This is a genomic window from Leptospira limi, assembly GCF_026151395.1.
Classification (GTDB): domain Bacteria; phylum Spirochaetota; class Leptospiria; order Leptospirales; family Leptospiraceae; genus Leptospira_A; species Leptospira_A limi.
The window spans coordinates 231,663-258,100 of record NZ_JAMQPV010000001.1 but is presented as its reverse complement, the minus strand read 5'-3'; the positions used below and the strand labels follow the sequence as shown (position 1 = coordinate 258,100).

Here is a 26,438-nt window from a genome sequence, read left to right as displayed (position 1 = left end):
TTTTTCATTCAGGAAGTTTCTGGCCTATGGTTGGGACGGAAGTAGAAGGTGAAACTGGTCTCCATTTGCACACTGCCATGGATGGATTGGAAACCTTTTGGTTCCCTATACACCGTAATCTTGGTATGGTTCGGTGCACTCGTGTTTCGTTTGGTTGGACTGAACCTGATTCTGACCTCGGTGAGTCCTGGGTCGACCACTTGTGCCAAGTAAGAATCCTTTCCCCAATGCACGAGAACAAACTCTCGGACCCCAAAGACTGGTGATTTTACGCGGGCAGTTCCCAAAAATTTGGCCACGAGGGATAAGAAGGTTCGTTCTTCCTCCCTGTCGAGTTGTGAAACAAATTGTAAGAGGTGGGCCCTTAAGTATTCTTTCGCATGGTTGTGGGCAAGGAGTACACGGTGGTGACGGTCCAACTGGTTGTAAAAAGTTTGCAAGAGGGAACGTTCCACTTGGTTACAACCGGCGCGGAAGGCTAGGCGGTCGAGGCGTTTACGATGCATTTGGATGAGTTCATACCTGTGGGTGAAGTAGGCACTGATCCGAAAGGCAAAGTAAAAAAATAAGATGAGACCTACCAGTTGTAGGAGAACTAATTCTGGATTTCCCTTCCAGATCCAAACTGGTTTATCCGAAAACATTGATTGTTAGACGAAAGAGAAACCCGTTAGCACCAAGGTGACTTGAATCTTGGAGTGAATCTTCATTGTTTGATTGGGGCATACTGATCAATGGTTATGCTTGGATTTTCAAATTTTGATTTTAGAATGTACTTGTTTGCAATTTGAGTCAATGGAATTGGCTCACCAGAATATTTACTTTGGATGATGCTGATCTCAGTACCAGGGTGATGTTTACCAACTTCTTGGATCATTTCGAGGAACGATTTGTCTTCAAAGGCAAATATACTTTTACCTGACAGATACAAATCGGATAGACTCATCAGAGCTCCCATATCACGGACAAAAACAAGTTCAGTTTTATTTTGTTTTAATAACGTGTAGTTTAAATCATAACCCTTATAGATTAAAAAGGAAAAATTGAAACTCATGAGGAAAGTGACAATACTCCAACCATAAAGAAAACCGAATCCGATTTTTTTAATTAATGTATCTAGATGCACCGTATGGAAAATCAAAATGACTAAAATTGGATATAAAAAATAGGCAAATCGTAATCCTAAATAATACGTTGCCGATGTGGGTGAAACAAGTAATAAAATGGGAAGAGCCCAAAGGAAGGTATACAGAAATTTAATTTCAGACCTTTCCTTTTGATAACGATGGAAACGGAACTGAAACAAAGTAAATACCAAAATTGGCATTTGAAACAATAGAGGGTTAAAGTAAAATGGAGAATAAAAAAATAAATTTCGAATGAGACCTGAAATTCTTTCTCCAATCGAAACATAGTGTATGGGATCAAATGCTTTAATCCCAAGTGGATGGTGTACCAATACTTGGTTGAGTATCAATATAGGAAGAATACTGGAAATGATTCCAAAGATTGCAATCATCACTTGGTTCATTGGTTTTTTGATTCGATCCACCGAAAGATTGTAAATTGCCAATGGATACACCAATAAATTCACACATGTTTCTGGTCTGAATAAAAAGAGAAGTCCAATGAAAAAACCACTCATCCAAATTTGGTGTTTGTTAGGTTTTAATAATAACCTATAAATAGCAAAGAGGAATATAAAACCTGTCAGTATATGTTCTTCTAAATCAAAAACTGCTGTTCCATAGGAAGTTCCAAATCGAATTAGGACCATCGAAAGTAAAATTTTCCAAAAATCTAACTGGAGGATTTTTCCAATTTGATACATCCAATACAGCATGAAGGCAACAAGTATGTGTTGGAAAACGACGATTCCAATTTGCCCACTGAAAATCGTTGGTAAATACATAATATAAGAAAGTACGTATGGAAATAGATAATAACAGGAGTCGTTTTGAATTGTGATCACACCTGATTTTTTAGTCTGAACAAAATTTGGATCAAATTTTTTCCCAGGATAGGAACAGGTAATATCTCTAAAATTTTTAGCTTTTAAATCTTGGATTTGGATCCATTTAAATCCAGCATCACCGTAAAAATGGAAATCAAAACCGTTAAACGATTGTGGATTTACTTCCATGTTTAATTCGATCAGATTTTTTTTATGAATTTTATGGATTTGGAAGATTCCGATGAAAAACGAAACAAAAGTGGAAAAAACAATGAGCAAAAGAACAATTTTTTTTTCATTCATTAATCGGAATGTCATGATCGTAGTACAATCGTCTCAGATTTTAGTTTCATTTTGATGATCAGTTGAAACTTAAATTTATATTCTTTGGATCTGCAATTCATTTTATTCCATAAAGAAGAATCTGGATCAACAAACACTCGCAATTTTCGAATCCGAGAGGATGGAATCTCTAGAAGTCCAGAATGAATCGGTCACCAACTCAGAAAAAATACATTGCTGTTCTCGGTGAATCATCAAAAATTTCGGTCGTCATTCTCAATGACAACGATAAATACAAATCCATTATTCATCCATATCAATGAACCGAATGCCAACCACGTTCTTTGTACGGCACTACTTACTTCTACCGATTGCTTTCCTTGAAAGCTACAAAGATCCAAAACTTAAAAAAAACTCAATACTCGTAACGCGTTATACCCTTGATGGAAATACAGAAACAACTTGGACACCAATTCAATGGTTAGCTCAGGAAGTGTTGGCACAATTCTCACAATAAGAAGCTAGTAAATCGTGTCTGGGATTGAATCATGATTCGTCTTATATATGTACGGAGTATTCAAATGAAGAAGTTTTTTTTGTTATTATCTTTGCTATTTACTGGGTGTTTGTCAGTCCCTGAAGGTGTTGGTACCGTGAAGGGCTTTGAGCTTGAGAAGTATCTTGGGAAGTGGTACGAGGTAGCAAGGCTTGACCACTAAGGGGGCTTGTGGATGTCACCGCTCAATATTCAAAACGCATCGATGGCGGAGTAAAAGTCATAAATCGTGGGTATGATCAACTCAATCAGGAATGGAAAGAAATTGAGGGGAAAGCCTTCTTTCAGGATACGACTGACAAAGGTTTACTCAAAGTTTCATTCTTTGGGCCGTTTTATGGGACCTACAATATTATTGCACTTGATAAAATCAATTACAGTTATGCCCTTGTCTGCGGTCCCAACAAGTCTTATCTCTGGATTTTGGCAAGGACTCCGGAGATTTCGAAAAAAATCACCGACGACCTTTTTGTCAAGGCTTACTCTCTTGGTTTTGATACTTCCAAACTGATTTTTGTGGAGCATTCCAGAAAGTAAAAATAGAAACGTTCAATCAGCTCAATTCCTCACCTAAGCAATTGAAGCGGAATACGGAAATGTATAGATGCGAGCTATTGCCTTTTTCCCGCATTGCTTAAGAACTTTCAATGGGCAGGTTGATGAGAAATTCACATCCCTTTCCTAAATCTGAAGTGACTGAAAAGGTTCCCTTCAATTCATCGACAAGTAATTTCACGAATTTGATTCCAAATCCGTATCCCACTTCGCCCGCTGTCCCTAATGTTGAATTTGTGTTGTCTAAAAATATTTCGTTGATTTGCTCTGTTGTCATTCCAATTCCAAAATCTTTAATGCGTATAACGGCTGATTGATTGACGGAATTCAGGATATCAAAATGAATCTGTATCTCACTTTTTATCGGTGAAAACTTGATTGAATTCGAAACTAAGTTTCCAATCATTTGAAAGAATTTATTTTTTGGAATTTTTGTTCTGTATAAATTTGGATTTATATTGAAATTGATACTGATTTGTTTCGTTTGTGCCTGCGCATAAAACAAACTTAATAATTGTTCGGAAAATTCCTTTATCGTGATATCATTGTTAGATGTACCTTCATCCGTAAATTCACTCATTAGATCATTTACCAAATTTAATACAGAATCACTACTTTCCTTTATCAATTTCATATTCGAAAGATATTCCATCATGTCTATTTCTTCTTCTTGGAGGATGATATCAGCCAATCCCGATATACCACCGATGGGTCCTCGGATATCATGTGCTAAAATTTTATAATTTTTCCATAATTTGAGATTTTTCTCGGTAATTTGGTGAATAGTGTTTTTGAGTTTGATACGAAGCGTCACTTCTTCGGCGATGATTTCTAAGAGTTTGATTTTATCAGGAGAAATTGAATTATCTTCTGTATCGATTACGCAGATGGATCCTATATTATATCCTTTTAAATCAATTGGAATTCCGTAATAGTATTTAAAGTAAGGACTTTGAGTGACAAATCCTTTCTCTTTGAACCTCGGGTCTGACCTTAGGTCTTTTACTTCTAGATGTGAATTGTTTAAGATGGTAAATTGGCAAACAGTTTCTTCTCTTGGAGTCAGAGTAGAGGGAAATCCAAAATCACCAATTGTCCACTGGTGTAATGCATCAATCAGATTGATATGGGAAATAGGTGTTCCAGTGATCTTTGCAGCCAATTCCGCGAGTCCATTAAATTCCTCTTTTAAGGAAACATAATCTAAGTTTAAATCTGCTAATTGTAGTAAGCGAGGGATTTCATTTTTGGGAATTGTTTGCATGGATTGATTCCTAATAAATTCACGTTTCAAAATAGACCAAAGAAACCAGGAAATAAATTAATAAATATCGCACTTTGGTTTTCATTTGGATTTGACATTTAAATGTTTTTCATCGAATTTATTGAGTGAATCAAATCACCCAAGTATTTTTTCTTAAAAAATACTTTGATGTGTATCTCTATTTGCGTTTCCCATCTGAAACTTCATTTTCGTCTTGGCTCAATGGCAAAATTCAGATTATGCAAGCTTTGTGTTTTTATAGGAAACGGGACATGGATTTTCAATGCGCAAACAGTGGCTATTTTTTAAGTTGAATTGATTTACTTTTTTTGAGGCAAGGATCACAAGAGGACTGAGAGATGGATATAAAATCAATCATCGAAAAAGCTGTGGATGAATCTATAAGCGCCATTGCGATTTCAGAACCACTTGGTAAAATCGTTTTTATTAACAATGCATTTCTACATTTTTTAGGATATACATCGAAAGAAGAAGTAGTCGGTAGATTTGCAAATGAGTTTTGGATACCCTCTGATTATGAAAACAATGTGATCGTTTCTCTTTCAAAAACTGGTTCTTATTTTGGAGAACTGCAAGCAGTTAAAAAAAACAAATCGATAATGAATGTTGTGGCCCAATTTAATATTTCGAAATCTTTTTCGAATGAGATTCAATACATTATTTTTAGCTTTTTAGAAAATTCAAATCTCAAAAGTATATCCGATACGATCCGTGAAACAGAAAATTATTATTCGCAGATACTCGATTCCATCTCTGATTTTATTTTCTGTAAAGATACTAATTTTAAAATGACCTATGTGAACAAGGCCTGTGCTGATTACCTAGGTATCAAAAAAGCAGATGTCATAGGCAGGTATGATATTCCAGAAAACAAACAAGAATTCATTGAAGAGTATCACAAAATCGATTCTTTTGTTTTTCAAGAAGGCAAACAATTTAAAATAGAAAAAGAACCTCATTTAGGTAAAGATGGTTTAGTCCGTTATTTTAATACCGTCAAAACTCCGATCCGAGATCAGTACGGAAATATCAACGAACTTGTAGCGGTTGCACGAGATATTACCGATTCTGAAGACATCTTGGGAAAATTAAAATTAATCACGGAGATTACATCTGATTATGTTTATACTGCAAAAATCATTGAAGGAGAAATCATTGCTGATTGGAGCTCAGGAAATCTCTCAAAAATAATTGGGTATACAGTTGAGGATATTCTAATTCTCGGGGGATGGATCAAAATCATTCATCCAGATGACTTAGGTATCGTTGGAAATCGTGTTTCTGAAATTCTCCAAGGTCAAGTTGGTGTTTCCGAATACCGGGTTTTTGCAAAAAGTGATGAAGTTATATGGATTAGAGATTATAGCAAACCATTGTATGACGAGTTTGGTAACTTATCCAAATTGATTGGAGCATCTAAAAATATTACCATTGAAAAGGAAGTTGAAACTAAGCTCAAAGAAAGTAACGAACGATTCAAAGCATCATTAGAGGCTTCTCTTGAATCCATTTATTTTTTATCGGTAGTGAAAGACGTGCATGGAACGATCATTGATTTCGTTTTTAACGAAATGAATGAGAAAGGGGCAAACAACTTAGGAGTCCCAAAAGAAGAACTGATTGGAAAAAGAATTTGTGAACTATATCCGATCAATTTAGAAAATGGCTTTTTTGAGCAGTATAAACAAGTTTTTCTGACAAAACAACCGCTTGAACAAGACTATATAATTCCTGACGGATATTATACGCCTGGTCATTTCCATCACATCGTTTTGCCTACTACCGATGGGATTGTTATTTACAATCGTAATATATCAGATCTCGTCGCAAAAAATAAAGAACTAGAAACTTTAGTTCAAGTCACCAATAGACAGAATGAAAGGTTAAGAGAGTATACTTATATCACTTCTCATAACCTTAGGGCACCAATTGCAAATATATTAAGTTTATGTAATTTACTAAAAGATGATCCAAGTGATCAAGTTTTAGTCCAGATGGTCGAATCTTCCGCACAACAGTTGGATCATATGATGAAAAACTTAAATGAATTGCTAACAATTGAGAAGGATTCCCATTCGCTCGTAAAAAAAGAAATACACCTTCAAAAAGAAATTCAAAATCAACTTTTGTTATATGTTTCTGATAAATCGAATCAAACTAAAGTAGACGTAATCATTCCAAAAGACTTATTCATTTTTACCATACCAGTTTATTTTGAAAGCATCATTAATAATGTTTTATCCAATGCATTTAAATACATAGCTGACAAAAGTATTGGGTTTATCCGAATCGAAGCGAATGAATCCGATGAGTTTATCATTCTAACAATCACTGATAATGGTATTGGAATCGATTTGGAAAAATATCGAAATAAAATGTTCAAAATGAATTCAAGGTTCCATCCTAATATAGAAGGGAAGGGCATGGGTCTTTTTCTAACAAAATACCAACTTGAATCCTTAGGTGGAAAAATTGAAGTAGAGAGTCAAGTTGACAAAGGAACAAGTTTCCTTCTTTTCTTTCCAAAGATACAAAGAACTAATGTTTAAAATGGCCAAACTATTTTATTAACTTGCAAAAGGTTACCTCATATTTATCTTATTGTATAGTTATTTGATCTCTGCGAAGTAATATAATCATTCCTTTTATTTCTTTCCCATCAACCTAACTAACGATCCTAAAGCCGTCTCCCAAATTGACTTCAATTCTGCACTCCATCGATCTCCTAAACTTTTTTCTAAGGCATAGAGAAGGCTTGGTGCTATTTTTGCAAAATCAGTTACCTGAATTCCCATCTCTTCATGCATTTTCCCTAAATTTTGAAGTTCGATATGGTTCTGGTTCAAATTTCCAAATTTTTCAATTGTTTTTCCAAACATAGCCAGTAACTTTTTGGCTTGGGATTCCATATCCGTATTTTGGAAAAATTTTTGGAACTCTGGTTTGGTATCGAGAAAGTGAATATAAAAATCCCGAGCTAAATTTGGATTCAGTTGAACCGCCAATTCTAGAGATCGTTGTAATTCTAAGATTTGATCTTTTTCTTTAAAACCTAATACAGAGTAAACGGCCATCCTTTCCGTTTTTCCTCTGAGTTTTGTAAGAATCTTTTTGTCGATTTGGATTTTGTCAGAAACGAATTGGTAAATTTCGTCAGAGATTAAAAATTTTGTTCCCGTTTTTTTGTTCAGAGCTTCCAATCTCGAGGCCACGTTGACGGTATCTCCCAGTACGGTTTGTGATTTGTGATCCGAATGACCTATATCACCGTATATCACCTGACCTGCATGCAATCCCAAACGAATTTCAAACTCATGGTGGAAACGTTCTTTTACATAAGCATTGAATTTTTGAAGTTGGTCAAACATGCGAAAACAAGCACGTAATGCTTGGACAAACATTTGTCTTTTTGCATCTTCCAATGTAAGTTGTGATGTTTGTAATTTTGTTTTGTCTAAAAAGAAATAAGCAAGGATACCGTCCCCGATGAACTTATCGATAAATCCACCATTGTTAAGGATTGGATCACTCATCTCTTGGAAAAATCGATTGAGAACAAATACAACATCATATGCTAAACTTGACTCTGTAAAAGAAGTAAAACCTTTAATGTCTAAAAATAAAATTGTCGCATAACACTCTTCGCCTGTTTTAGAATTTTTTGTTTCGGAAGTTATGTTCTTAAGATCTTCTTCATCGCGAATGATCCTTTGGACGTCGACGTTTCCAAAAATTTCTGTTTGGCATGACAAACGAATTTCTTTAGGCCAACCTTTCCGATCGGCAATTGTTTTTTCTCTTTCATTCCTTTCACTAAGAAAAGCCAGCCCATCCGAAACAAAAACACGACAAGTTGTGCATCGCGCATTTCCGCCACATAAATGATATAGCGGAAAATTATTTGCGATTGCGGTTTCTAATATGGTATCGCCTGAACGTTTTATTTTTAAAGTTTTCCTTTCTGGTTCTAAAAATGAGAGATCAAACATTTGGTTTTACCTTTTGAAATAGAGTTGCGAGTATTCGAATTTTGGAATTTTCTCCAAACGGTTTTACATTTCCTATTAGTAAACAACTCTTTTGATTGTTTTCTTTGCTAGATAAAAATAAGAAACCGAATATAAAATTTTCCATTTTTGATTTAGAAAATTGATAGTTTTACCTTACTTAAACTGTGCAGTGTTTCCAAAGTCAAAAACAATATTACCTGAGTTAGTTTTTTCAAATTGTCAACCAAAGTTTTCTGATCTTAAATTGGAGATTGATCTGTTACAGGTGTGGGGAATCGATCGAAGACTTTCGAAGACTCAAGGATTTCCACTCACATTTTTATAGTAATTTTTACAGACTGGTTTCAAAATTTGGAACTTTTGTTAGTTGATGTAAAAACCAATTCAAAACAAATCTTTAAATTATTCCGATAAATCTCAACTTTTTGTTACCACAAAAATGGCAAAGGAGTTGGAGTGAATTAGGAACTAAAAATTTCCTAACTCTAAACAAGTTAAAAACATATTAATTTTTTATTTCCAACTTATCCGCACGTCCGAAATTGAGATCATGGAATCGAGTAGAGTTCTCTTATTTGAAATCTTAAAATCAGAACGCAAACGTGCCAAAGCGCTATTTTGGCTTTTCCTCTCTGGAGCCGTAGCATTAATATTCCAAGTGCTCTTTATCCGAGACGATCTATTAAGTAAGAATGTACAGCCATTCCCAATTTGGGTTCCTCCAGTTTATTTTCTTTTTAATACCTTATATGCATATATACTTTTAAGAATTTTGGACTCCAATATACGTGATGGTAGAATTCCGCCTATCTCGATTCGTTATGTAGGCGCCCTAGTAGAGAGTAGTATTCCCTCTGGACTCTTGTTATATTTGGGAATCAATTTGGAAATACCAATCTTAGCACTCAACTCTCCTCCCGAGCTTGCATATTTTTTCTTCATCATTTTAGCTACGTTACGTTTGGATATTGGTTTAGCTATTTTTATAGGATTTGTATCTTGGGCAGAATATTTAGGAATTGTTTATTATTTTCTTCAAAATACAAAACCAGGAGCAGTGGATCCATTATTATATTCATTCCCAATTTACTTTGGTAAGGCGAATATTTTTTTAGTCGGTGGATTTTTATCAGCTTTTGTTTCGAGACAAATTCGAAATAGTTTTATCAATAGTTTGGCGGCAGAATCAGAAAAAAATCAAATCCGTGTTTTGTTTGGACAACATGTATCTCCAGAGGTAGTGAATACATTATTGCACCAAAGAGATGATTGGAATGGTGAAGAAAAACACGTTTGTATTTTATTCTTTGATATACGTGATTTTACAAAATTTGCAGAGACTCAAAAACCTACAGACTTAATCCAATTTTTAAATCGACTTTTTCAAGATGTAATCATATGCATTAACCAAAATGGGGGAATAGTAAATAAATTTCTTGGAGATGGTTTTATGGCAGTATTTGGTGCCCCAATTTCCAATGGAGCTGACATCCAATCTTGCGCGAGAGCTGCAAAGGAAATTCGAAAATGTATTCAAAGTTTGGTGGAACAAAAAGAAATTCCTGCGATTAAAATCGGAATGGGAATCCATAGTGGGGAAGTTGTCACTGGAACTGTAGGATCTCGAGATCGGAAAGAATACACTGTCATTGGAGATGTTGTAAACTTGGCTAGTCGTTTAGAACAATTAACTAAAGAATACGGACGTGATGTGATTCTATCCGAATCGGTTGCATCTTCCTTGGTGCCCTCCTCCGTAGAATTGCTAGGAGAAACCCATGTAAAAGGTAAAGAAAAACCCGTAAGAGTTTATGCTTTACTATAACAGTAATATAGTGTTTGATCGAAGAAATTAGAATTCATTTTTTAATTCGATTCAGAGTTTTTTCACTACTTCAGGATTTTTGAAGAGAAGGAAAAATAAGATTTTTCATAAGTTTAATCGGAGATACTCTAAGTTAATCCATTAAATCCACTTCTTCGAATGCTTCTGTTTGGTGGCGAAACATCCAAAGTTTACTTCCTGCATAAAAATTAATAAATCCATCTCGCATTTCAAATTGTGAAATACTTCTTAGTAATAAATTCTGTTCGAATTGCATCTCGGTGGGTAAATCCATCACAAGGATACGGCGTGTTGTGATGATAGCCACTTTCTCATGGAGATTGGCAAAAGCACGAAGGCTTTCTTGTTCGAGGCTAATGGTATCCCAATGGTTCGTATAACTGTTGTAAATGTAGAGTTTGCGCTCACTAGCTACAAGTGCCGCTTTATGACCCATGGCAACTTGGTATCGTTCTTCGCCAAAGATATGGCCCTTTTCCCATTCGGTGCTTGTATTACTCACACCTAACAGGTTTTTTTGAGAAACAATCATACAAATATCACCGAAACATTTGGAGTAACGAATATGTTCCCCTCTTGTGGAATACGAAACTTCTGAGCTATCGGATAAAAATGCTTTAAAGGACAAATGGCCTTCCACAAAGTTAATCGTTGTTTGGATATAAGGGTAAGCAGTTTTATCCGTAGGTCCATTGGAAAAGACTGTGATATCTTGTTTTACGGGAACTGAAGGAACATGTAGATCTGGGTGTGGTCTTTGTTGTGGCCTTTGACGATTTTGGCCAACCGTATCATAGTAGTGAATGTCTCCATCATAATGGTCAGGGTTCGCAAAAAGAGAAGGAATGAGTCCGATCGAAACGGAAATCCCGATGATGACCACAGGTAATTTTAGAGTCTGTTTTGAATGCGACCAAGAGAACATAAACTTAGGTTTCCTTCCCGATGAATCTTCATTAAATGGTATCTTTCGACAACCATTTCTCTGTCTTAGACGGAGAATAGTTCTGCAAATGAGTGAGTAGGTCTTTGGTTTCCCTTAGGACAATTACGAGATCCATATTTTCCTTTTTCAAAAATCCAGAATCCACCATCGTATGGAACATTTGGACAAGTGAGTCATAAAACCCATTCCAATTCAATAATACAATGGGTTTATTGTGAAGTCCCAGTTGTGACCATGTGACCACTTCAAAAAATTCTTCCATGGTTCCAAAACCACCAGGTAACACAAGAAAGGCATCAGAACGATCAAACATAATTTGTTTCCTTTCGTGCATCGATTCCACTTGGATGAGTTCTGAAAGTCCGATATGTTCGATTTCCTTTCGTTTCAGAAATGTTGGGATCACACCAATGACCTTGCCATGGTTCTCCAAACAACCGTTTGCCACAGCTCCCATAAGTCCCACACTCGCACCACCATACACAATTCCCATTTGGTGTTTTGCTAGGATTTCACCCAAAAAGTAAGCTTCCTTGTGATAGGAAGGGTCAAGGCCAGAAGAGGAACCACAGTAAATTGCGATGTTTTGTATCAGAGCCATCTGAAAGACAATGTAGAAGTTCCATAGGAATTGCAAAGTGAAAACTGAAATTTAGAATCTGAAACTGGGAAAGGAGTCAGATTATTTGTGAAAACCGTAAAAAGCCTTGGCCATAAATTCCCATTCAGGTGTTGGAAAAGAATCCCCTTGCGGTAAGGCAAACCATGGAGATTTGGTTGTATCATTTTTTAAGATATGCATTTCCTGGGAAGGCATATAACTTTGTGCTAACAAAAATAAGGTGTTCCCATCTGTTGATTGGACTTTGTCTACAACCATCACAACATGCCCTGGTGAACCTGCTTGGATCCATACATCCCCTGGTTCCAAATCTTGGAGTTGTTTTTTCTTAAGTTCAGATTTGAGTGAGATAGTTCCCGCATAACTATAAATAAATTGTAAATATGTTTCGAACACATCGCGGTTTGTTCCTTTTTTTGCGATCCCTTCTTTCCAACTGGTTTTATTTCCCTTCACGACCACTCGGTCACCTTTTGCAAATCTAGAAAAGGGAACTAACATTCCATTGCTGATGGTAAATTTGATTTTTCCCCATTCCTTTCGCGAATATAGATACTCTGCCCGAAGTTTCATGACCGCATCAGCACATTGGATGAGGTCTGTTTCCAGTAAGGGAAAATCTAACACAGCTTCATGGACTTGGTTTTGTTTTTTATTTCCATTGTACAAAAATACAGGGCTTCCTTTTGGTTTTAATGGAAAGTTTTGTAGGTAAGTAGAAAAACTTTCTTTTGGGTAAGTGATTCGACTGTATCCGTTAGGTGGCGTGAAACGTTCTTGTATGGATTCGGAAAAAATTGGTGAAACTAAAAGAAAAGGGATAAGGAAACAAAATCCGTATCGCAAATCTAAATTGAATTTTAGTCCAAATTCCAATCTCAACGAGTTACCACCAGTTTGATTGATTCTTCCAACCATGCTTCTTTTGCCTCTGAAAAGGAAACAATTTTTGTGACAATTTTTTCAGGTGTAAACATTCCATTTTGGATTTCGGGGTAAAGTGCTTTCATGGAATCGAGTGACTCCACTCTGCCGATATGGATTTCCGCACCTTGGTTGTACATCTCCAAATACGGAATTTCAAAACGATTGGTCCAAAAGATCGATGCCGAACTTAGGATAGCATTTTTTCCCATGGAACGAGTGGCAAATTCCCAACCTTCTTTTGTGGCAGACGCATCGCAAACCAAATCAAACTTTTCACTAGGTTTTGGAAACGTAGTTACATGTGTAACAGGGATTCCAAGAGATGTGGCAAGTTCAATCCTACTACGGTCAGTGTCCACATACAATACTTCGGCTTTTTTTGTTTGGTGGAGGTAAAGAGCCGTGTAAAGTCCAATGCTCCCCGCGTTCCCACCAACTACGAGTGTTTTAGGATCTTTTTTTCGTTCTATAAATCGACCAGCTAACTTCCAAACTTCGGCAATATTATCACTCAGACTCGCAATGCCCACTGGATTGATGTTAGGATCCATAGGAAGTAACATTTGTTTTGCGTAAGGAACTTTGATAAGTTCCGATATTGCACCACCTACATTGTGGACACCAGGTGTCATTCCATAGGCGGATGTATAAGGAACCGATTCACATGAATTGGTATGTATCGATAAACACGATGGACATGTCCCACAGGAGATTTGGAAAGGAATTGCAACCACTGATCCAATTTGGAATTGTCCACTGATATCGTCCGATAGAGATTTGATCCGACCAACAAACTCGTGTCCTACGGGGAACGGTGCACGGAATAATGTTTCTCCTCGTACGATGGGTAAATCCAAATCACAACGAGCAATGGCGATGGGTTCTACAAGTGCTTGGTTTTCACCTGTGATGGTAGGGGTTTCTACTTCTTCCCATTCAAGGATCCCTTTTTTCCGAAAGACTAGTCTTAACATTTGAAGCTCCGTATACCGAACGGTCTACTTTTGAACTTTTCTCAAAATTTGGCAACTAAAATTGTTGGAACCAGTTTGGCAATTTTGGCATCCCGGTTTCTTCCCAAGTCCAATCACCAAGGACAGTGACAATTGGTGATTTAGTTTGTAGTGCTTTTACGAGTCCACGTGTAAGGTCTTCTCTTACGGTGGGTCTGTAAGCAGTGCCGAATTGGCTTTGAAAGGATTCTTTTTCGTGTTCCCAAGCATAGGATAGGAAAAAGTCCATAAACTTCTCGTTAGATGATTCAAATTTGTTTTTAAGTTTTAGAAGGTCAGGGTGGTTTGTTTTTTTCATTGTCCTTTGTAAAACGATCGAAATTCCTCTTACACTTTTAGAAAAAAATGTCCCAGCTCTCACAATACGGCGTTTTGATGGATTCTCTATTGCCCATAGATCGGCCTTGTATTTTGCAATTCCCATGGATCCATAAAATGCAAGAGTATGGCTTAGCCAATAAAACGCTGAATAGGCGACGGTGAGCTCCGGTGCAAATTCCTTTTCCAAACTCACCATGGGATCCAAACAAATTCCTAAGGTATTGTTGATTTGTTCCTTTGTACTTTCTTCAATGGGAAAACCAACCTCACCAAGTGCCGGTGTGTAAATGAGAGCCTTAATCTGTTTGGGTCTACCATGTTTTTCAAAATCTTCTAAGATGGAATTTGTAAGCCCAGGTTCTGCTCGTTTTCCAAATAAGGTCAGATTTGCATTCGACACGGGTTCATTTGTTGTTGTGGATGTAATGATAAAGGCATTTGGGTCTGAGGTGCGGATGGCTTGGATGGCACTTTGTCCGGCTTCCCCCGAACCACCTATGATTAAATATTGATTTTGTCCCATGAATCCCTACCTGAATGTTTTAAAGGTTCTAATTTTCGATTGATCATGGTAAAGTCTCTTAGATTCTTTATCGGAACAAGCGAAATATGAAAACGATTTTATCCTGCTCCAATTGTCTCAGCGGTCATTCCATTTCCTCATCCAAACTGGAAGGCAAAAAAGGAAAATACCGATGTAAAAAATGTTCCATTTGGAACCATTTTGATTTTCGAAAGAACCTCACTGGTGAAAGATCCGACTCACTCGTGTTATTTGATCTAAATTTTATAGGTCAAATTCCCAACCATACCCTTCAAGGACAAATATTTGGAAGGTATACCACAAACTTTGTTTCGGAATGGTCAAATGAAGAGTTAGTTTTTTTGAAAGACGAAGAGGGAAACGATGATGATGTTCGGATTTCACTTTCTGGACTTCCTGAAATTGTTCGTTTAAAAAATTTTGATTATGATATCACAACAACGACACCTTCCAAAACTCTCAGTATCATCATCAATCATAATGTGAACACTGCTCCCGTTAGACTTTCCTTAACTGTGGAAGATTATGACCATGCACTTGTTAATGGAAAATTGTATTTAGCAATTTCTGATGAGTGGAATACCTTTTTGCATGGTAGTTTTACAGCTACCCATGTTTATAAAATTGAGTTTGATGAATATGGTGTAGCAAACAAAGAACTTCCCGATTTTATCACAAGTTATTTAGCATCAAAAATCTATGCGTTGTCTGGTAATATTTTATTATTACAAAAACATTATCCAACCTTAACAGAAAAGGAAAAGGATGAATTACTCACACTTGTGATGTACCATTGGCCTGAAAACCAAACAACAATTTCGGAAGTACATTTCAAAGAAACAAACATCCAAGCAAAATTCCAACTCACACAGCGTAAACTGAACGAAACATTTATCTTTTTAATCTCCAACAAGTTAAAACCAAATGCAAACCATTGGCACATCATCCATGATGTTGTTTGCCATTCAGAATCCGAACCAATCTTCATACCCATTCTCAAATCAAAATTTCCCGAGGAATACCGCCTAAACTTAGGAAATCAATTAGAATCAAAAAATGAAGACAAAACCTTGGATTGGTTAGATGAAGATGATGTTTATTTATTAGATTCTTTTGTAAGAACAGTTGGATCCTTAGATTATATCATCAAAGATTCCATTCGCAATCCACTTGGTTTTACGTTATTACAAGAGGCATTCGTACGTTCTAAATTCAAATCTTGTATGCGTTTATTGGAAAGAGGTGCAAACCCCAATATTTTAGATGCTAATGGAGAATCTGCCATCTTCAAATTATGCCAAGACAACAAACTACGTTTACAAGAAAAAACTGCACTCATGGATGAACTCATCAAACGTGGTGCTCAGGTAAACTTACAATCGGTAAATGGAATGTCACCTCTTCATTGGTGTTCTGTTTTTGGAGAACCAAGTTTGGCAAAACGACTCATCCAAGCAGGTGTTGATATTCACATTGCGGATCAGATAGGCAGTACAGCACTACACGAAGCTTGTAAATTTGGTAATTCTTCTGTCCTAGCTTTATTACTCGAATCGGGAGCAAAGGCAAATGGAAAAAACTTAGAGGAAAAAACGGGACGTGATTTAGCTTTTGAAAATTTAGAAATTGCGGAATTGGAATCAGACGAAGAGAAAAAGAACCGTTACCAAAGGGTTCTTTCTCTCCTTGATGTATATGGTGGCTAAAACCCAAATCGTTTTGTTTTGATCACCTTAACTACTAAGTACAATACAAGACCCACTGGACCATAATAGAAAGTGAGGAAATGAATGGGAACAAGATACAATCGATGGATTCCAATTGATTTTCCATCTTCTGCTTCCCAAGTTCCGATAAACAAATCAAACGATAGATAATGCACCCATCCAGCTAACAGGAATGTATCGTTAGTAAATAAAGAACGCACTGATTCTAAACTCGAAAAATTCCCTTCTGCTTTTCCAAATCCTAGAGAGAGGGCAAAAATGTATAACCCTCCAAGAATTAGACCCGAAATCAAAACGCGAAGGTATGGTATCACCTTATTTTGGTTTGGTGTAAGGATTAATACTATCCAGGAAAGGAGTGCAATCGAATTTGCAATCGTAAACATAAGAGATTGGTTCATGTGGTTACCTTTGTCACAGAGAATTTTGGAGAGGAAAAAAGACGAATGGAGAGTGTCGTCAGAACTAAAACAATCAAACCATAACTACCTGTAAAAAAACGGTGGAAACCAAAAATCGAGTATCCCATCAAAGTTTGAACCACCATCAGACCATTCAACATGAGTAAAAAAACTCCAATCAAACGGATGATCATCCTATGTTCTTTCCTTTCTGTAAGTGGCATAAGAAAAGCCGCCAATACAAACAAAACTTGCATCACATGCATTCCAAAAAAATGAGGGACTCGCATGTCACCAATCACCGTACTCCAACCAAAAAAATAGAGGCCTTGTCCTGCCTCCCCCTTCCCAAAGTTATGTGATCCACTTGTTTGGTAAATTCCTTGTTTCATCAGTTCCAATTGTTCTGGGCGTGGAGTTGTCATAAAAAAACCAATGATCATTCCAAAACCAGCGATGAAAAGACCCCAAAGTAGACTTTCTTTCACTGCTTTTGGAATCTGTTTTTGTTTGAAGATGGGTAGGATCATTCCCAAATGGAAAAGCCAAAATATGGAAATACTGGTTCCCATAAGAGAAAACACAATTTGGTTCCAAGTATTGGATACATTAAAATGGCTATTTTCTCCTCTGGCTGCTTGCGCTGTGATGAGGATAATTTCAATGGCAGAGGTGATGGTGAGTGCAATTTGAGTTTTTCGATTAAACCTCCAATCTGCCAAAAATCGTTCCATAACCCAAAGGGTTGAAAACGAATAGATCCCTAAGGATAAAGTGAACTTGATCGGTTTGATCCAAAGATTCACCCCCAAAAGGGTTCTTGTATCTAATGAAAGCAGGGGAATCATGGTTATCGTGAGCACTGCCATTGAGATTCCATTCCAAAAAAGTGGTTGTCTTTTGATGTTGGTGTATTCCATAATGTAGACAGTGTAAACCTAGATGTAGGCTCTGTCAACATAAAAAGTATACATTGTAAACATTTTATGAAACCATTCAAAAAACAAACAACACCTAAAAAGACGAAAACTCCCACTCCAAAACCTTCTTCGTCCCAAACAGCAGGTTACCACCACGGGAATTTACGAGAAGAAGTATTAGAACACTCTCGGAAGGTTTTAGAAAAAACAGGAGTTTCGTCTCTAAGTCTTAGGGACATTGCTTCTGACTTAGGTGTGAGCCATACGGCCCCCTACCGGCATTTTCCCAAAAAAATGGATCTACTCCAAGCATTAGTTGCTGAAGGTTTTCGAGAACTGGCACTTGCGATGAAACGGGCTTGGGACAGTTCGGAGGATCCACTTACAAAAGTACGAAAAGCTGGAGAAGAGTACATTTATTTATTACTCAATAACCCACGTAGAACAGAACTTATGTTTGGTGGTGAAATTTATGTTTCCGGCGATCCATTGTCTGACGATTTACGAGAATGTGGAAATGAAGCATACATGGGTATGTTTCGAATTGTTGAATATGGACAAAACCAATTGGTCTTAAAAAAATCAGTACCAACAGCAACACTCATGATGAGCTTTTGGAGTGGAGTACATGGATTTGCCGTACTGAATGAACGAAAATGGAAATCGATCCAATCTTCTGAAGAGGAAAAAAAGTCCTTTCAAAAGGAAGTTTTACAGATTTTGGAAATTATGATTGAAGGGACACGTCTGTAAAGTAAACAATTCTACTTGTGATGATGGTGGAATCACCTTCCGATTCTAAAGTCACTTCCATTTCCACAGGATAATCTTTTAATACCATAATGAGACCAATCCCTGAACGACTGGACTCAGGGTCATTGGATTCTATCTTTTGGAAGTACAATTTCTCTAAGTCCTTTGCCGAAAAAATTTCTTTTAAACTAGATTCATAAGCCGATACATTTGATTCATTTGTTTTGTTTCGGACTAACATCTCAAAAGATTTTCCACGATGGATCAGAGAAATTTCAATATCTGCTTTTTTATCATATGAATACTTGGCTGCATTTTCCAAAAGTTCGTTGAATACAGTGGAGATCGAATTGACAATCTCTGAATTTTTCATATCCATCGAATCGGTTGGTACATTGGGTAAAAAGGAAAACCCATAGAAATAACCGATAAAATCGGAGAGAATTCCAATACGGCGCCAGTATCGCATCAAATCCAAAGGTTTTAAATGGATTTCTATAATGGACTCTGGTTCTTTTTCAGAAAAAGCAGTGTGAGTTAGATTGCCATATTTTCGCATATTCGTAGTTCAACTAAGAAATGTAGCGGAATTACTTCAATGCCGCAAGCGCTTTTTCTAATGCATTTTGCATTAATCGGCGTTCTTCGGAGTTTGTGCTGAGTTTGTCAAAGTGTAATGGTTTGAGAAGGAAACCTTTTCCATCAAATTTTAAGAATGGATTGTCCTTTTTATCTTTATCATCTTTGAGTCCAATCACCTGAAACGTTTCAATTGGAGTGTGAACACCCTTTACAACAATTTCCCCTTTGGGAATGGTATCGATGTATTCGTCTATCAGTGATTTGGTTGCATTTGAAATCAATATTTCTCCTGCCTCTGATGCATGTTCCAAACGAGAAGCAACATTCACAGGACCACCAATGATGGTGTAATCCATCCTTTCGTTTGTTCCAAAATTACCAACAGTCACATAACCTGTATTGATTCCGATTCGACAGGTTAAGTTGTGGTTGATACCAGATTTTCTCCAATACTCGTCTAACGCAGGTAAACTATCACGCATTTCAATTGCCATTTTGACACAGTTTAATGCATGAGCTTTGTCGTTTTCAAATGTTGGTGCACCAAAAAAAATCATGATGGCATCACCAATGAATTTATCGATGGTTCCACCGTATTTAATAGCGATACTTGACATTACATCCAAGTATTGGTTGAGACAATCAGAAAGGATTTCTGGTTCAATTGAATCTGTAATGGTAGTAAAACCAACAATATCAGAGAAAAAGATAGTGAGTTTTCGCCTTTGGTGGGAAATCGATGTTTCCACTTCTGCACCTGTGATCATCTCATACAATTGAGGTGAAAGGTAACGGCGCATACGATCCAAATACATTTGGATCTTTTTGTTATTCTCTAAGAGTTCGTTCTCGATTTCTGTAGAATGATCAATGATGTTTTGGTAGAGAACTTCTAACTCCGCGTATTTGGCTCGTTCCTCTTCCAAAACTTTTTCATTGTCCATAAAGTCCTAGCCTCGTTTCCTCATGATCATGATTGTGATGTCATCATACACATCCATTCCATCTATGAATACATAAATGTCTTGGAAGATAGCTGCTAAAATTTCATCCGTTGATGGTAGGTCCGCATGTTTTTCCAAGGATTCTATCAATCGATGGGATCCGAACTGTTCTCGTTTTGGATTTTCTGCTTCTGTTGCCCCATCTGTATAGAGTAAGATGATATCCTTTGGTTGTAAAGGAATGGGTTTTTCATGAATGAATTCATCAATGGATTCTGTTAGACCAACTAACATTCCATTGTCGACAGTATCGATGATTTCTGTTTTTTTCGAAGCATGGCGGTATACCATGATGGTTTCGTGTTGGCCAGCTGTTGTAAACACTCCATTTTTATAGGAAAATAATGAAAGTGTTAGGTTACGAATGTCATTCATCCTCATATGGATGTTAGAAAACAAAATGGAGTTGATGGAGCGAAGTGATTCGCGCAAGGAAATCACTTGAGATCGTAAGGTTGTGATAAATGCGGACTGTGTCATGAGCATCACAACACCAGAAGCAAGTCCATGGTCTGTTACGTCTCCAATACCAATGTACACCGTTCCATCTTCATGGTGGACAACATCATAATAGTCTCCACCCACTTCGTTTGCAGAGTCCATCCTAGCTGAAATTTCTAACTCACCAATTTGTTTTAATTCCTCATTACGGGGAAGTACCATGGCTTGGATTTGCCTTGCTACGTCTAATTCCATACCGAGGCGCATGTTCTCTTCAAGGATGGCTTGTTTTTCTGTATTAAAAATTAAGTCAGCTTGTTCTTGTGTGGTTCGGGATGTGTTGAGGATGGCGTATAAAATCAAACCACCAGTCACAACCATATAGAGTAAGATGAGAAAAATTCCCATCGGTACTGCACTGACAAGAAAGAAGGAACTATTTTCTTCTAAGAAGTTTGGTTTGAGATACTGTGACAACTCCATGAGTTTTGCATTGAGGTCAGTCATCTCAGGATAAAAATAAATGGTGAGTGATGCATACTCAACAATGAGTACAATCACTGCAAAGATGATAGTCTTAGTATTATTACGTATGGATGCAAGAGCGATGAGGATGAAGAAGACATAAATCATCGGAGCTGCATACACAAGACTTGGGTTTTTTTGGGAGTAAGCCGTATACCCTGTAACAAATGTAAGGAGAGTGATCTCTAAAAAAGATGAAGAGAATTTAAATATATTGAGATATTTACCCGACTTCTTTAATGAATACAGAACTACGAAGTTGTAACAGAGTAAAACTAAGATGGCAGAGATTTGGTAATAAAACTCTACAGGAGGACGACCCGAAAGTAGTCCGAGTGTGGCAAAGATAACCAAAAATCCCAGGAAAAAAAATCGGAATTTTGTGGCGAAGGTTTCGGCCCTAAATTCCCCCTGGAAGGCAATCTCTTTAAGTTGTTTCTTGTAGTAGTCCGAGAGGACGAAGCGATTTTCGTTGGAAGAGGATTGCGGCATAGAGTAAAGGTTTCTTTCTTTAAATTTCGTTCTAGAGAATGCGGAAAATTAACTGATAACGTCATACATTTTGCATAAATTGCAAATGATTTTTCAAATTTTTAAGGAGGACGGCGCGTATGAGTCATATCAAAGTCCATTTGGCAACAACGGAAGAAGATCGTAATAAAATTTATCACCTCCGCTACGATATTTATGTTCAAGAAATGAACAGGGTCCAGGAATATGCGGACCATACTACCAAAATGATCAGAGAACCGTATGATGAAACGGGCCACCTTTTCCTCGCTGAAACGGAAGAGGGTGAGATCATCGGCACCGTTCGTATCAACTTCCGAAGGGATGGGAGTTTGGAATGCGAAGACTTATATGAAATGGATCTTTTCCGCCCCTTTTACCCTGACAAAGTTTCCATGTCGACCAAACTGATGGTCAAACGCGAATACCGTCATACAGCAGCCGCGAGTATGCTTTGTATGAAGATTTATGAACATGCTAGAGAAAATGGGATCGTCATCGATTTTATTGATACCAATCCACATTTGGTGCGACTGTACAACCAAGTTGGATATCGGATGTACAAAAAAAACATCCACCACCCTGAATATGGAATTGTGATTCCCATGGTATTCTTGTTAGACGATAATGAATACTTAAAACAAATTCATTCACCATTCCTTCGTTTGGCGAAGAGATTCCCTGCTGGAACTGAACTTGCTCATTTGTTTGAAACCAAGTTCCCTGAATACAAAGACATTCGGCCTCTCTTCTCAATGGAAGGAGATGAAGTTTGGCAAAATATTGTTCATGATATGATGCTTCCTCCAAGCCAGTTTCTCTCGTTTTTACGAGGGTTTACGGAGGAAGAATCTAAAAAACTTCTCTCCATGCTTGATTTAATTGATTACGAAGATGGTGATGTCGTGTTCCACCAAAACCAAGAAAGCCAAGGTTTGTTTTGTGTATTGGATGGAAGTGTAGAAGTTGTGGTGAATAGAGAAGATGGAGTTAGATCTACCATCTCCATTTTAAACCAAGGTGAAATTTTTGGGGAACTTGGTTTTGTAGCGAAGTCCAATCGAAATGCTGATATCATTGTAAGGGATCATGCGAAACTTCTCATCCTCACACCCAATGAATTTCAAAAATTGGAAATCCAAAGTCCCACATTAGCGGTAAAATTACTGACCAACTTGTTTGTGATTTTAGCGGAGAGGTTCAATGAAATGTCCCGCCGCATGCTCGAATTTAGAAGGTTGTACGAGATGGGCGGAAGTTCGAGGTAAATGGTGAAACGTTTGTGGTTTAGGAAATTTCCAAAACCACTTGGTCCCAAAGTTTTTTGAAGTTTGAGAGAGATTTTGACTGCCAAGAAACATTGAGGGATCCTTGGATTTTGATTTGGTACGTAGCACTTTTTCTAGAATCAATAATGAACATGGAAAGGGTAGTGATCCCCGAACTGTTCACAAATTGAAGTTCGCGAAAGTCCATCGTGAGGAGTGCCCCTTGGCATTGTTTGGCTACATCTCTTAAAAATAATTTGATAGGTTCATAAGCGGGTAAGTTCTGCAAGCGGATAGATCCAGTGAATTTGACAGTCTTAGTGGCTTCGTCGTATTGAATATTGTAATCTAAGTCTTTGATTTCCATGAAGCTTCGCCTATTATATCTCTTCTACGTTGATAATTGCTCTTACCGTGATTTCATGAGTATCGGCATCGATCTCAGTGAAACTATAACCAAAACGAACAGGATAGTCTTTTAACATCATGAGAAGACCAAGTCCAGACTTGGTATCTCCATCTTCTTTGGTTTCGAGTGTAGAAAAATACATCTCCTCCACGTTTTCTGATATGAGTTTGTTCACAAAAAGCTCAAAACTATCTCTTAAGGTTTTTGACGCCACATTTAAAACATCAATTCTTAAAAGATTTCCATATTGTTTTAATTCTACATTGATTCTACCTTCTCTTGCTTTAGAGAATTTAGAAGCATTTTCTAAAAGTTCATTGATGATCGTGGAAAGTGAATTGGCTTTGGTTTCACTTGCTTCGTAACAATACGAATAAAATCCTGCAACGAAATTGGCTGTGAGACCACATCGGCGCCAATAGGTGGTCATATCGATCGGTTGGAATACCAATCTCAGTTGGCCATCCGCAGGCAAATTTTCTGGAATGATGTGGTATTCACCGATGATGATGGGTGCCTTAGGGTTCAATTTTGCCTCCGTTTATTTTTGGTACAAATGCGTTTCTAATTTGATCGTGAATTTCACACGATTGGACATGTATTCTGATTGTAATTTGGAATATAAATCCTGCATCCCATCTGGATGTCCCATAAAAGACATCATAGACCATCCTGTCATCATTCCCAAATGAATTTTTGGGTATTCGACTGTCGGTTTGTCATCATTGCCATCATTGGATGCGATAAAGTCGGTTCTATGTTTCAATTGGAAACCCAAAGATTCCATCATTCCCGGAATTTTTTCCATCACAAACCTGTCAGCAGGGTGGATGGTTGCATGTTTGGCAACCATATCCAAAAGGACCTGTGGGCCAGTAAAGGTTTTGTCATTTGGACAATGGATGAGAACCTTCCCGCCTGGTTTTAACACTCGGTAGAATTCTTTCAGAGCTTTTTCAGGTTCTTTGATGTGGATGAGAACCATCGAATTAAAAATAAAATCAAAATGATTGTCTGGGTAATCCAATGAACGAACATCAGAGACCTTCCAGTCTACTTTTGGATACACCAACTTACAGTATTGGACCATATCCTCGGAGATGTCACAAGCAGACCATTTGAGGTTTGGATTTTTCTTCATGAGAAAACTGGTGAGAACACCTGGACCCGCTCCCGCATCCAGAGCCGTACCCACTTCTTTTTGGTACTCGATGGAATCTAAATATGGCTCAAGCAGGAGCTTCAGGAGGTTGGCCTGTGCTGATAATCTGGGCATCTCATCCTGAATGGATATTTTTTGTGTATAAAGGTTTTCGCTCAAAGTGAATTCGCCAGAGGAGTGGTTCTAAATAAAGAACTCTTTTTCAAAATTGGTCAACTGAAATACGAACTATTTTGGACTGTTTTTTACAAATGGTTCAGAACAGTGAACCCATCTGACATAATTGCTTTGGTACCTATTGTAATTCGCGAGCAACAACCCCATCAATATCACTTCCATTATAACTGCCTGGTGGCCAAGGGAAATTGCTACTTGTTGCTGGGTTGATTACATTACTTGCGGATGTGATTTTTACGAATTTAAACCCATTCGTTTTGATATCGTTGGCAGCAGTTGTATCACAATTCACATCGTTTGGATCACTTGGATCTAAATCATCCAAATCAAATCCGTCCCCACCACCAAGAAGGAAAGACCCGCCGGTATTGACAAATAAATCCTCGTTTGACAAGGGATTGGTGGTCATATTGAAGTACACAGGTCTTAGGCCACCAAACTTTGTCCAGCTGGCAATTAGATTGATATTTCCGGCCGTATAACTTGGATTAAAACCACAATAAATGGATCCATCACGGGAGACTTGGATCACAGAGGGATCCATGGCATAGGTATTGGTATCTCCAGAGATCCGAAAACTATTATCATAAATAATAAAATCTGTGGCGTCTGGGACATTTTTGACAGTTCTACCTCCCCAACTGAGAACCATCGTAGCACCTGCCCCTGTAGTCTCTAATGCATAAACATCAAGAGACCCAACTAGTTCACCAGCACCACAAACTCCATTGATGGCTTTTTTCGGATCAGAAAATCCAGATACATTGGCGGAGGCACTGACCACCGTATTGGCAAGGAATATGTCGGAAGGGAGTGTTGATTTAGGACAAACAGAAGCATTGGCACTTGCCCCAAGTAAAGGAATGAGTGCTGCCAATTTTTCCTCCGATGACGACGACTGAGAAGGTTTGCAATGGAAAGTCCACAAACAGGATAGAATGAGGAGGAAATGAATTAGTTTTGTTTTCATCTTGGTTGTGGTGTCCTTTCCAGTTTAAAAAAAAATCTATTTAAAGTCCAGTCCAAGTTGAGTTTTCGGTTCTAGAAAGTGCCCGGTTAAATGTAAACCCAGCGCAACCGTTTGTGGAGTAATTCGTTGCATTACTTGTGATCGTACTGTTTTGAACTTCTGCTAAGGTTGCTTTTCCATAAACTGCTTCACAAAAATAAAAACATCTAGCTGCACTTAGTTCACAACCAGTAGTTGTCACAGGTGTGTAATCGATTCTACCAAAAGTGGAATTAGAAGAGTTATTTCCTCCAGGTGTGTTTTGGTAATACATTCTTCGTGTGGATTTATCGAAGGATAAAATTCGATAGGTTGTATCCCCACCGCCAAAGTAATCAGAGTTTTTTTCAAAGCCTGAAATGATACTACCGGAACCATCTGGATTTGTCGCGATGATGAGCCTTCCCGTTAAGGAAGCTTGAGTCACTTGTTTATTTGCATCATACGTATAACCTGCGTTCCATTGTCCATTGTATTCTAACAAAAACGAAGTTGATAAGGCACTGCCTGCAAGTAGTCCAACCAATAGATTTGTTTGTGAATCAGATTCCGGAACTTGTTTTTCCATTTGGCAGAAGGAAAAGGAGAAGAGTAGTCCAATCAAGACTGTCGTTTGTAAGTGTGTTCGTTTCATATACGTTTCCTAAATTTTAAAAAGTTTAGGGAACTCCTAAGCAATGAAAGACAAT

Annotated in this window: 25 protein-coding genes; 6 read left to right on the top strand and 19 right to left on the bottom strand. The window is 37.5% G+C overall.

Going from position 1 to position 26,438, the window contains the following annotated elements; genetic code table 11:
• Nucleotides 1-8: 8 nt before the first annotated feature.
• Nucleotides 9-644, bottom strand: a complete 636-nt coding sequence (locus ND812_RS01115; RefSeq protein WP_265373903.1) for a hypothetical protein — start codon at nt 642-644, stop codon at nt 9-11.
• A gap of 62 nt (nt 645-706) precedes the next feature.
• Nucleotides 707-2,272, bottom strand: coding sequence for a hypothetical protein (locus ND812_RS01110; protein WP_265373902.1), 1,566 nt, complete (start codon nt 2,270-2,272; stop codon nt 707-709).
• Between the two features lie 691 nt (nt 2,273-2,963).
• Between ND812_RS01110 and ND812_RS01105 the strand changes: the two genes are divergently transcribed.
• Nucleotides 2,964-3,329, top strand: a complete 366-nt coding sequence (locus tag ND812_RS01105; RefSeq protein WP_265373901.1) for a lipocalin family protein — start codon at nt 2,964-2,966, stop codon at nt 3,327-3,329.
• A gap of 97 nt (nt 3,330-3,426) precedes the next feature.
• Here the strand turns inward: ND812_RS01105 and ND812_RS01100 are convergent, their stop codons facing one another.
• A complete protein-coding gene (locus ND812_RS01100; protein WP_265373900.1) occupies nt 3,427-4,611 on the bottom strand; it encodes a GAF domain-containing sensor histidine kinase in 1,185 nt (394 codons plus the stop codon).
• Between the two features lie 359 nt (nt 4,612-4,970).
• Here ND812_RS01100 and ND812_RS01095 point away from each other — a divergent pair, with 359 nt between their 5' ends.
• The gene (locus tag ND812_RS01095; protein ID WP_265373899.1) at nt 4,971-7,181 is read left to right on the top strand and encodes a PAS domain S-box protein; all 2,211 of its coding nucleotides are present in this window, start codon (nt 4,971-4,973) and stop codon (nt 7,179-7,181) included.
• Nucleotides 7,182-7,277: 96 nt separating this feature from the next.
• Here the strand turns inward: ND812_RS01095 and ND812_RS01090 are convergent, their stop codons facing one another.
• Nucleotides 7,278-8,621, bottom strand: coding sequence for an adenylate/guanylate cyclase domain-containing protein (locus ND812_RS01090; RefSeq protein WP_265373898.1), 1,344 nt, complete (start codon nt 8,619-8,621; stop codon nt 7,278-7,280).
• A gap of 571 nt (nt 8,622-9,192) precedes the next feature.
• Here ND812_RS01090 and ND812_RS01085 point away from each other — a divergent pair.
• Nucleotides 9,193-10,467: an adenylate/guanylate cyclase domain-containing protein gene (locus ND812_RS01085; protein ID WP_265373897.1), complete on the top strand. Its 1,275-nt coding sequence runs from the start codon at nt 9,193-9,195 to the stop codon at nt 10,465-10,467.
• A gap of 133 nt (nt 10,468-10,600) precedes the next feature.
• Here the strand turns inward: ND812_RS01085 and ND812_RS01080 are convergent, their stop codons facing one another.
• From ND812_RS01080 to ND812_RS01060, 5 genes are all read right to left on the bottom strand, one after another.
• On the bottom strand, nt 10,601-11,413 hold the full coding sequence (locus ND812_RS01080) for a hypothetical protein (RefSeq protein ID WP_265373896.1): 813 nt from the start codon (nt 11,411-11,413) through the stop codon (nt 10,601-10,603).
• 31 nt (nt 11,414-11,444) lie between these two features.
• A complete protein-coding gene (locus ND812_RS01075) occupies nt 11,445-12,035 on the bottom strand; it encodes an LOG family protein (protein ID WP_265373895.1) in 591 nt (196 codons plus the stop codon).
• Nucleotides 12,036-12,116: 81 nt separating this feature from the next.
• A complete protein-coding gene (locus ND812_RS01070; RefSeq protein WP_265373894.1) occupies nt 12,117-12,932 on the bottom strand; it encodes a DUF4846 domain-containing protein in 816 nt (271 codons plus the stop codon).
• A gap of 2 nt (nt 12,933-12,934) precedes the next feature.
• On the bottom strand, nt 12,935-13,957 hold the full coding sequence (locus ND812_RS01065; protein ID WP_265373893.1) for a zinc-dependent alcohol dehydrogenase: 1,023 nt from the start codon (nt 13,955-13,957) through the stop codon (nt 12,935-12,937).
• A 55-nt stretch (nt 13,958-14,012) separates the two neighbouring features.
• A complete protein-coding gene (locus tag ND812_RS01060; protein WP_265373892.1) occupies nt 14,013-14,840 on the bottom strand; it encodes a hypothetical protein in 828 nt (275 codons plus the stop codon).
• An 86-nt stretch (nt 14,841-14,926) separates the two neighbouring features.
• Here ND812_RS01060 and ND812_RS01055 point away from each other — a divergent pair, with 86 nt between their 5' ends.
• Nucleotides 14,927-16,567: an ankyrin repeat domain-containing protein gene (locus ND812_RS01055; protein ID WP_265373891.1), complete on the top strand. Its 1,641-nt coding sequence runs from the start codon at nt 14,927-14,929 to the stop codon at nt 16,565-16,567.
• Here the strand turns inward: ND812_RS01055 and ND812_RS01050 are convergent.
• The gene (locus ND812_RS01050; RefSeq protein WP_265373890.1) at nt 16,564-16,989 is read right to left on the bottom strand and encodes an ABA4-like family protein; all 426 of its coding nucleotides are present in this window, start codon (nt 16,987-16,989) and stop codon (nt 16,564-16,566) included. The two genes, ND812_RS01055 and ND812_RS01050, sit on opposite strands and share 4 nt — an antisense overlap.
• Nucleotides 16,986-17,909, bottom strand: coding sequence for a hypothetical protein (locus ND812_RS01045; RefSeq protein WP_265373889.1), 924 nt, complete (start codon nt 17,907-17,909; stop codon nt 16,986-16,988). The genes ND812_RS01050 and ND812_RS01045 overlap by 4 nt, the downstream gene beginning before the upstream one ends.
• Before the next feature lie 66 nt (nt 17,910-17,975).
• On the opposite strand from ND812_RS01045, the gene ND812_RS01040 reads away from it, so the two are divergent.
• Complete coding sequence (locus ND812_RS01040) at nt 17,976-18,662, top strand: TetR/AcrR family transcriptional regulator (protein ID WP_265373888.1); 687 nt, start codon at nt 17,976-17,978, stop codon at nt 18,660-18,662.
• On the opposite strand, the gene ND812_RS01035 is transcribed toward ND812_RS01040, so the two are convergent.
• The 3 genes from ND812_RS01035 to ND812_RS01025 are packed head-to-tail and all read right to left on the bottom strand — an operon-like array spanning nt 18,637 to nt 21,568.
• Nucleotides 18,637-19,221, bottom strand: a complete 585-nt coding sequence (locus ND812_RS01035) for a DUF6272 family protein (RefSeq protein WP_265373887.1) — start codon at nt 19,219-19,221, stop codon at nt 18,637-18,639. The two genes, ND812_RS01040 and ND812_RS01035, sit on opposite strands and share 26 nt — an antisense overlap.
• Nucleotides 19,222-19,252: 31 nt before the next feature.
• Nucleotides 19,253-20,188 (bottom strand): adenylate/guanylate cyclase domain-containing protein, encoded by a 936-nt coding sequence (locus ND812_RS01030; protein WP_265373886.1) that lies wholly within the window; start codon nt 20,186-20,188, stop codon nt 19,253-19,255.
• A 6-nt stretch (nt 20,189-20,194) separates the two neighbouring features.
• Nucleotides 20,195-21,568: a PP2C family protein-serine/threonine phosphatase gene (locus tag ND812_RS01025; protein ID WP_265373885.1), complete on the bottom strand. Its 1,374-nt coding sequence runs from the start codon at nt 21,566-21,568 to the stop codon at nt 20,195-20,197.
• 257 nt (nt 21,569-21,825) lie between these two features.
• Between ND812_RS01025 and ND812_RS01020 the strand changes: the two genes are divergently transcribed.
• Nucleotides 21,826-22,992 carry a GNAT family N-acetyltransferase gene (locus ND812_RS01020; protein WP_265373884.1) on the top strand — a complete coding sequence of 389 codons (1,167 nt, stop codon included), beginning with the start codon at nt 21,826-21,828 and terminating at the stop codon, nt 22,990-22,992.
• A 19-nt stretch (nt 22,993-23,011) separates the two neighbouring features.
• Here the strand turns inward: ND812_RS01020 and ND812_RS01015 are convergent, their stop codons facing one another.
• The 5 genes from ND812_RS01015 to ND812_RS00995 form a co-directional block, all read right to left on the bottom strand.
• Nucleotides 23,012-23,359 carry a slr1659 superfamily regulator gene (locus ND812_RS01015; RefSeq protein ID WP_100725912.1) on the bottom strand — a complete coding sequence of 116 codons (348 nt, stop codon included), beginning with the start codon at nt 23,357-23,359 and terminating at the stop codon, nt 23,012-23,014.
• Between the two features lie 13 nt (nt 23,360-23,372).
• A complete protein-coding gene (locus ND812_RS01010; RefSeq protein ID WP_265373883.1) occupies nt 23,373-23,930 on the bottom strand; it encodes a slr1658 superfamily regulator in 558 nt (185 codons plus the stop codon).
• Between the two features lie 12 nt (nt 23,931-23,942).
• Nucleotides 23,943-24,677, bottom strand: coding sequence for a class I SAM-dependent methyltransferase (locus tag ND812_RS01005; protein ID WP_265373882.1), 735 nt, complete (start codon nt 24,675-24,677; stop codon nt 23,943-23,945).
• Between the two features lie 181 nt (nt 24,678-24,858).
• Nucleotides 24,859-25,710: an LIC_13355 family lipoprotein gene (locus tag ND812_RS01000; protein ID WP_265373881.1), complete on the bottom strand. Its 852-nt coding sequence runs from the start codon at nt 25,708-25,710 to the stop codon at nt 24,859-24,861.
• A gap of 40 nt (nt 25,711-25,750) precedes the next feature.
• Entirely contained in the window at nt 25,751-26,383 is a 633-nt protein-coding gene (locus ND812_RS00995) for a hypothetical protein (RefSeq protein ID WP_265373880.1), read from the bottom strand.
• Between the last annotated feature and the right edge of the window lie 55 nt (nt 26,384-26,438).

Excerpts from the sequence above, each read along its gene's own strand:
- ND812_RS01115 (WP_265373903.1), bottom strand. The coding sequence starts at position 644 with ATGTTTTCGGATAAACCAGTTTGGATCTGGAAGGGAAATCCAGAATTA.
- ND812_RS01110 (WP_265373902.1), bottom strand. The coding sequence starts at position 2,272 with ATGACATTCCGATTAATGAATGAAAAAAAAATTGTTCTTTTGCTCATT.
- ND812_RS01100 (WP_265373900.1), bottom strand. The coding sequence starts at position 4,611 with ATGCAAACAATTCCCAAAAATGAAATCCCTCGCTTACTACAATTAGCA.
- ND812_RS01095 (WP_265373899.1), top strand. The coding sequence starts at position 4,971 with ATGGATATAAAATCAATCATCGAAAAAGCTGTGGATGAATCTATAAGC.
- ND812_RS01090 (WP_265373898.1), bottom strand. The coding sequence starts at position 8,621 with ATGTTTGATCTCTCATTTTTAGAACCAGAAAGGAAAACTTTAAAAATA.
- ND812_RS01085 (WP_265373897.1), top strand. The coding sequence starts at position 9,193 with ATGGAATCGAGTAGAGTTCTCTTATTTGAAATCTTAAAATCAGAACGC.
- ND812_RS01080 (WP_265373896.1), bottom strand. The coding sequence starts at position 11,413 with ATGTTCTCTTGGTCGCATTCAAAACAGACTCTAAAATTACCTGTGGTC.
- ND812_RS01075 (WP_265373895.1), bottom strand. The coding sequence starts at position 12,035 with ATGGCTCTGATACAAAACATCGCAATTTACTGTGGTTCCTCTTCTGGC.
- ND812_RS01065 (WP_265373893.1), bottom strand. The coding sequence starts at position 13,957 with ATGTTAAGACTAGTCTTTCGGAAAAAAGGGATCCTTGAATGGGAAGAA.
- ND812_RS01060 (WP_265373892.1), bottom strand. The coding sequence starts at position 14,840 with ATGGGACAAAATCAATATTTAATCATAGGTGGTTCGGGGGAAGCCGGA.
- ND812_RS01055 (WP_265373891.1), top strand. The coding sequence starts at position 14,927 with ATGAAAACGATTTTATCCTGCTCCAATTGTCTCAGCGGTCATTCCATT.
- ND812_RS01050 (WP_265373890.1), bottom strand. The coding sequence starts at position 16,989 with ATGAACCAATCTCTTATGTTTACGATTGCAAATTCGATTGCACTCCTT.
- ND812_RS01045 (WP_265373889.1), bottom strand. The coding sequence starts at position 17,909 with ATGGAATACACCAACATCAAAAGACAACCACTTTTTTGGAATGGAATC.
- ND812_RS01040 (WP_265373888.1), top strand. The coding sequence starts at position 17,976 with ATGAAACCATTCAAAAAACAAACAACACCTAAAAAGACGAAAACTCCC.
- ND812_RS01035 (WP_265373887.1), bottom strand. The coding sequence starts at position 19,221 with ATGCGAAAATATGGCAATCTAACTCACACTGCTTTTTCTGAAAAAGAA.
- ND812_RS01030 (WP_265373886.1), bottom strand. The coding sequence starts at position 20,188 with ATGGACAATGAAAAAGTTTTGGAAGAGGAACGAGCCAAATACGCGGAG.
- ND812_RS01020 (WP_265373884.1), top strand. The coding sequence starts at position 21,826 with ATGAGTCATATCAAAGTCCATTTGGCAACAACGGAAGAAGATCGTAAT.
- ND812_RS01015 (WP_100725912.1), bottom strand. The coding sequence starts at position 23,359 with ATGGAAATCAAAGACTTAGATTACAATATTCAATACGACGAAGCCACT.
- ND812_RS01005 (WP_265373882.1), bottom strand. The coding sequence starts at position 24,677 with ATGCCCAGATTATCAGCACAGGCCAACCTCCTGAAGCTCCTGCTTGAG.
- ND812_RS01000 (WP_265373881.1), bottom strand. The coding sequence starts at position 25,710 with ATGAAAACAAAACTAATTCATTTCCTCCTCATTCTATCCTGTTTGTGG.
- ND812_RS00995 (WP_265373880.1), bottom strand. The coding sequence starts at position 26,383 with ATGAAACGAACACACTTACAAACGACAGTCTTGATTGGACTACTCTTC.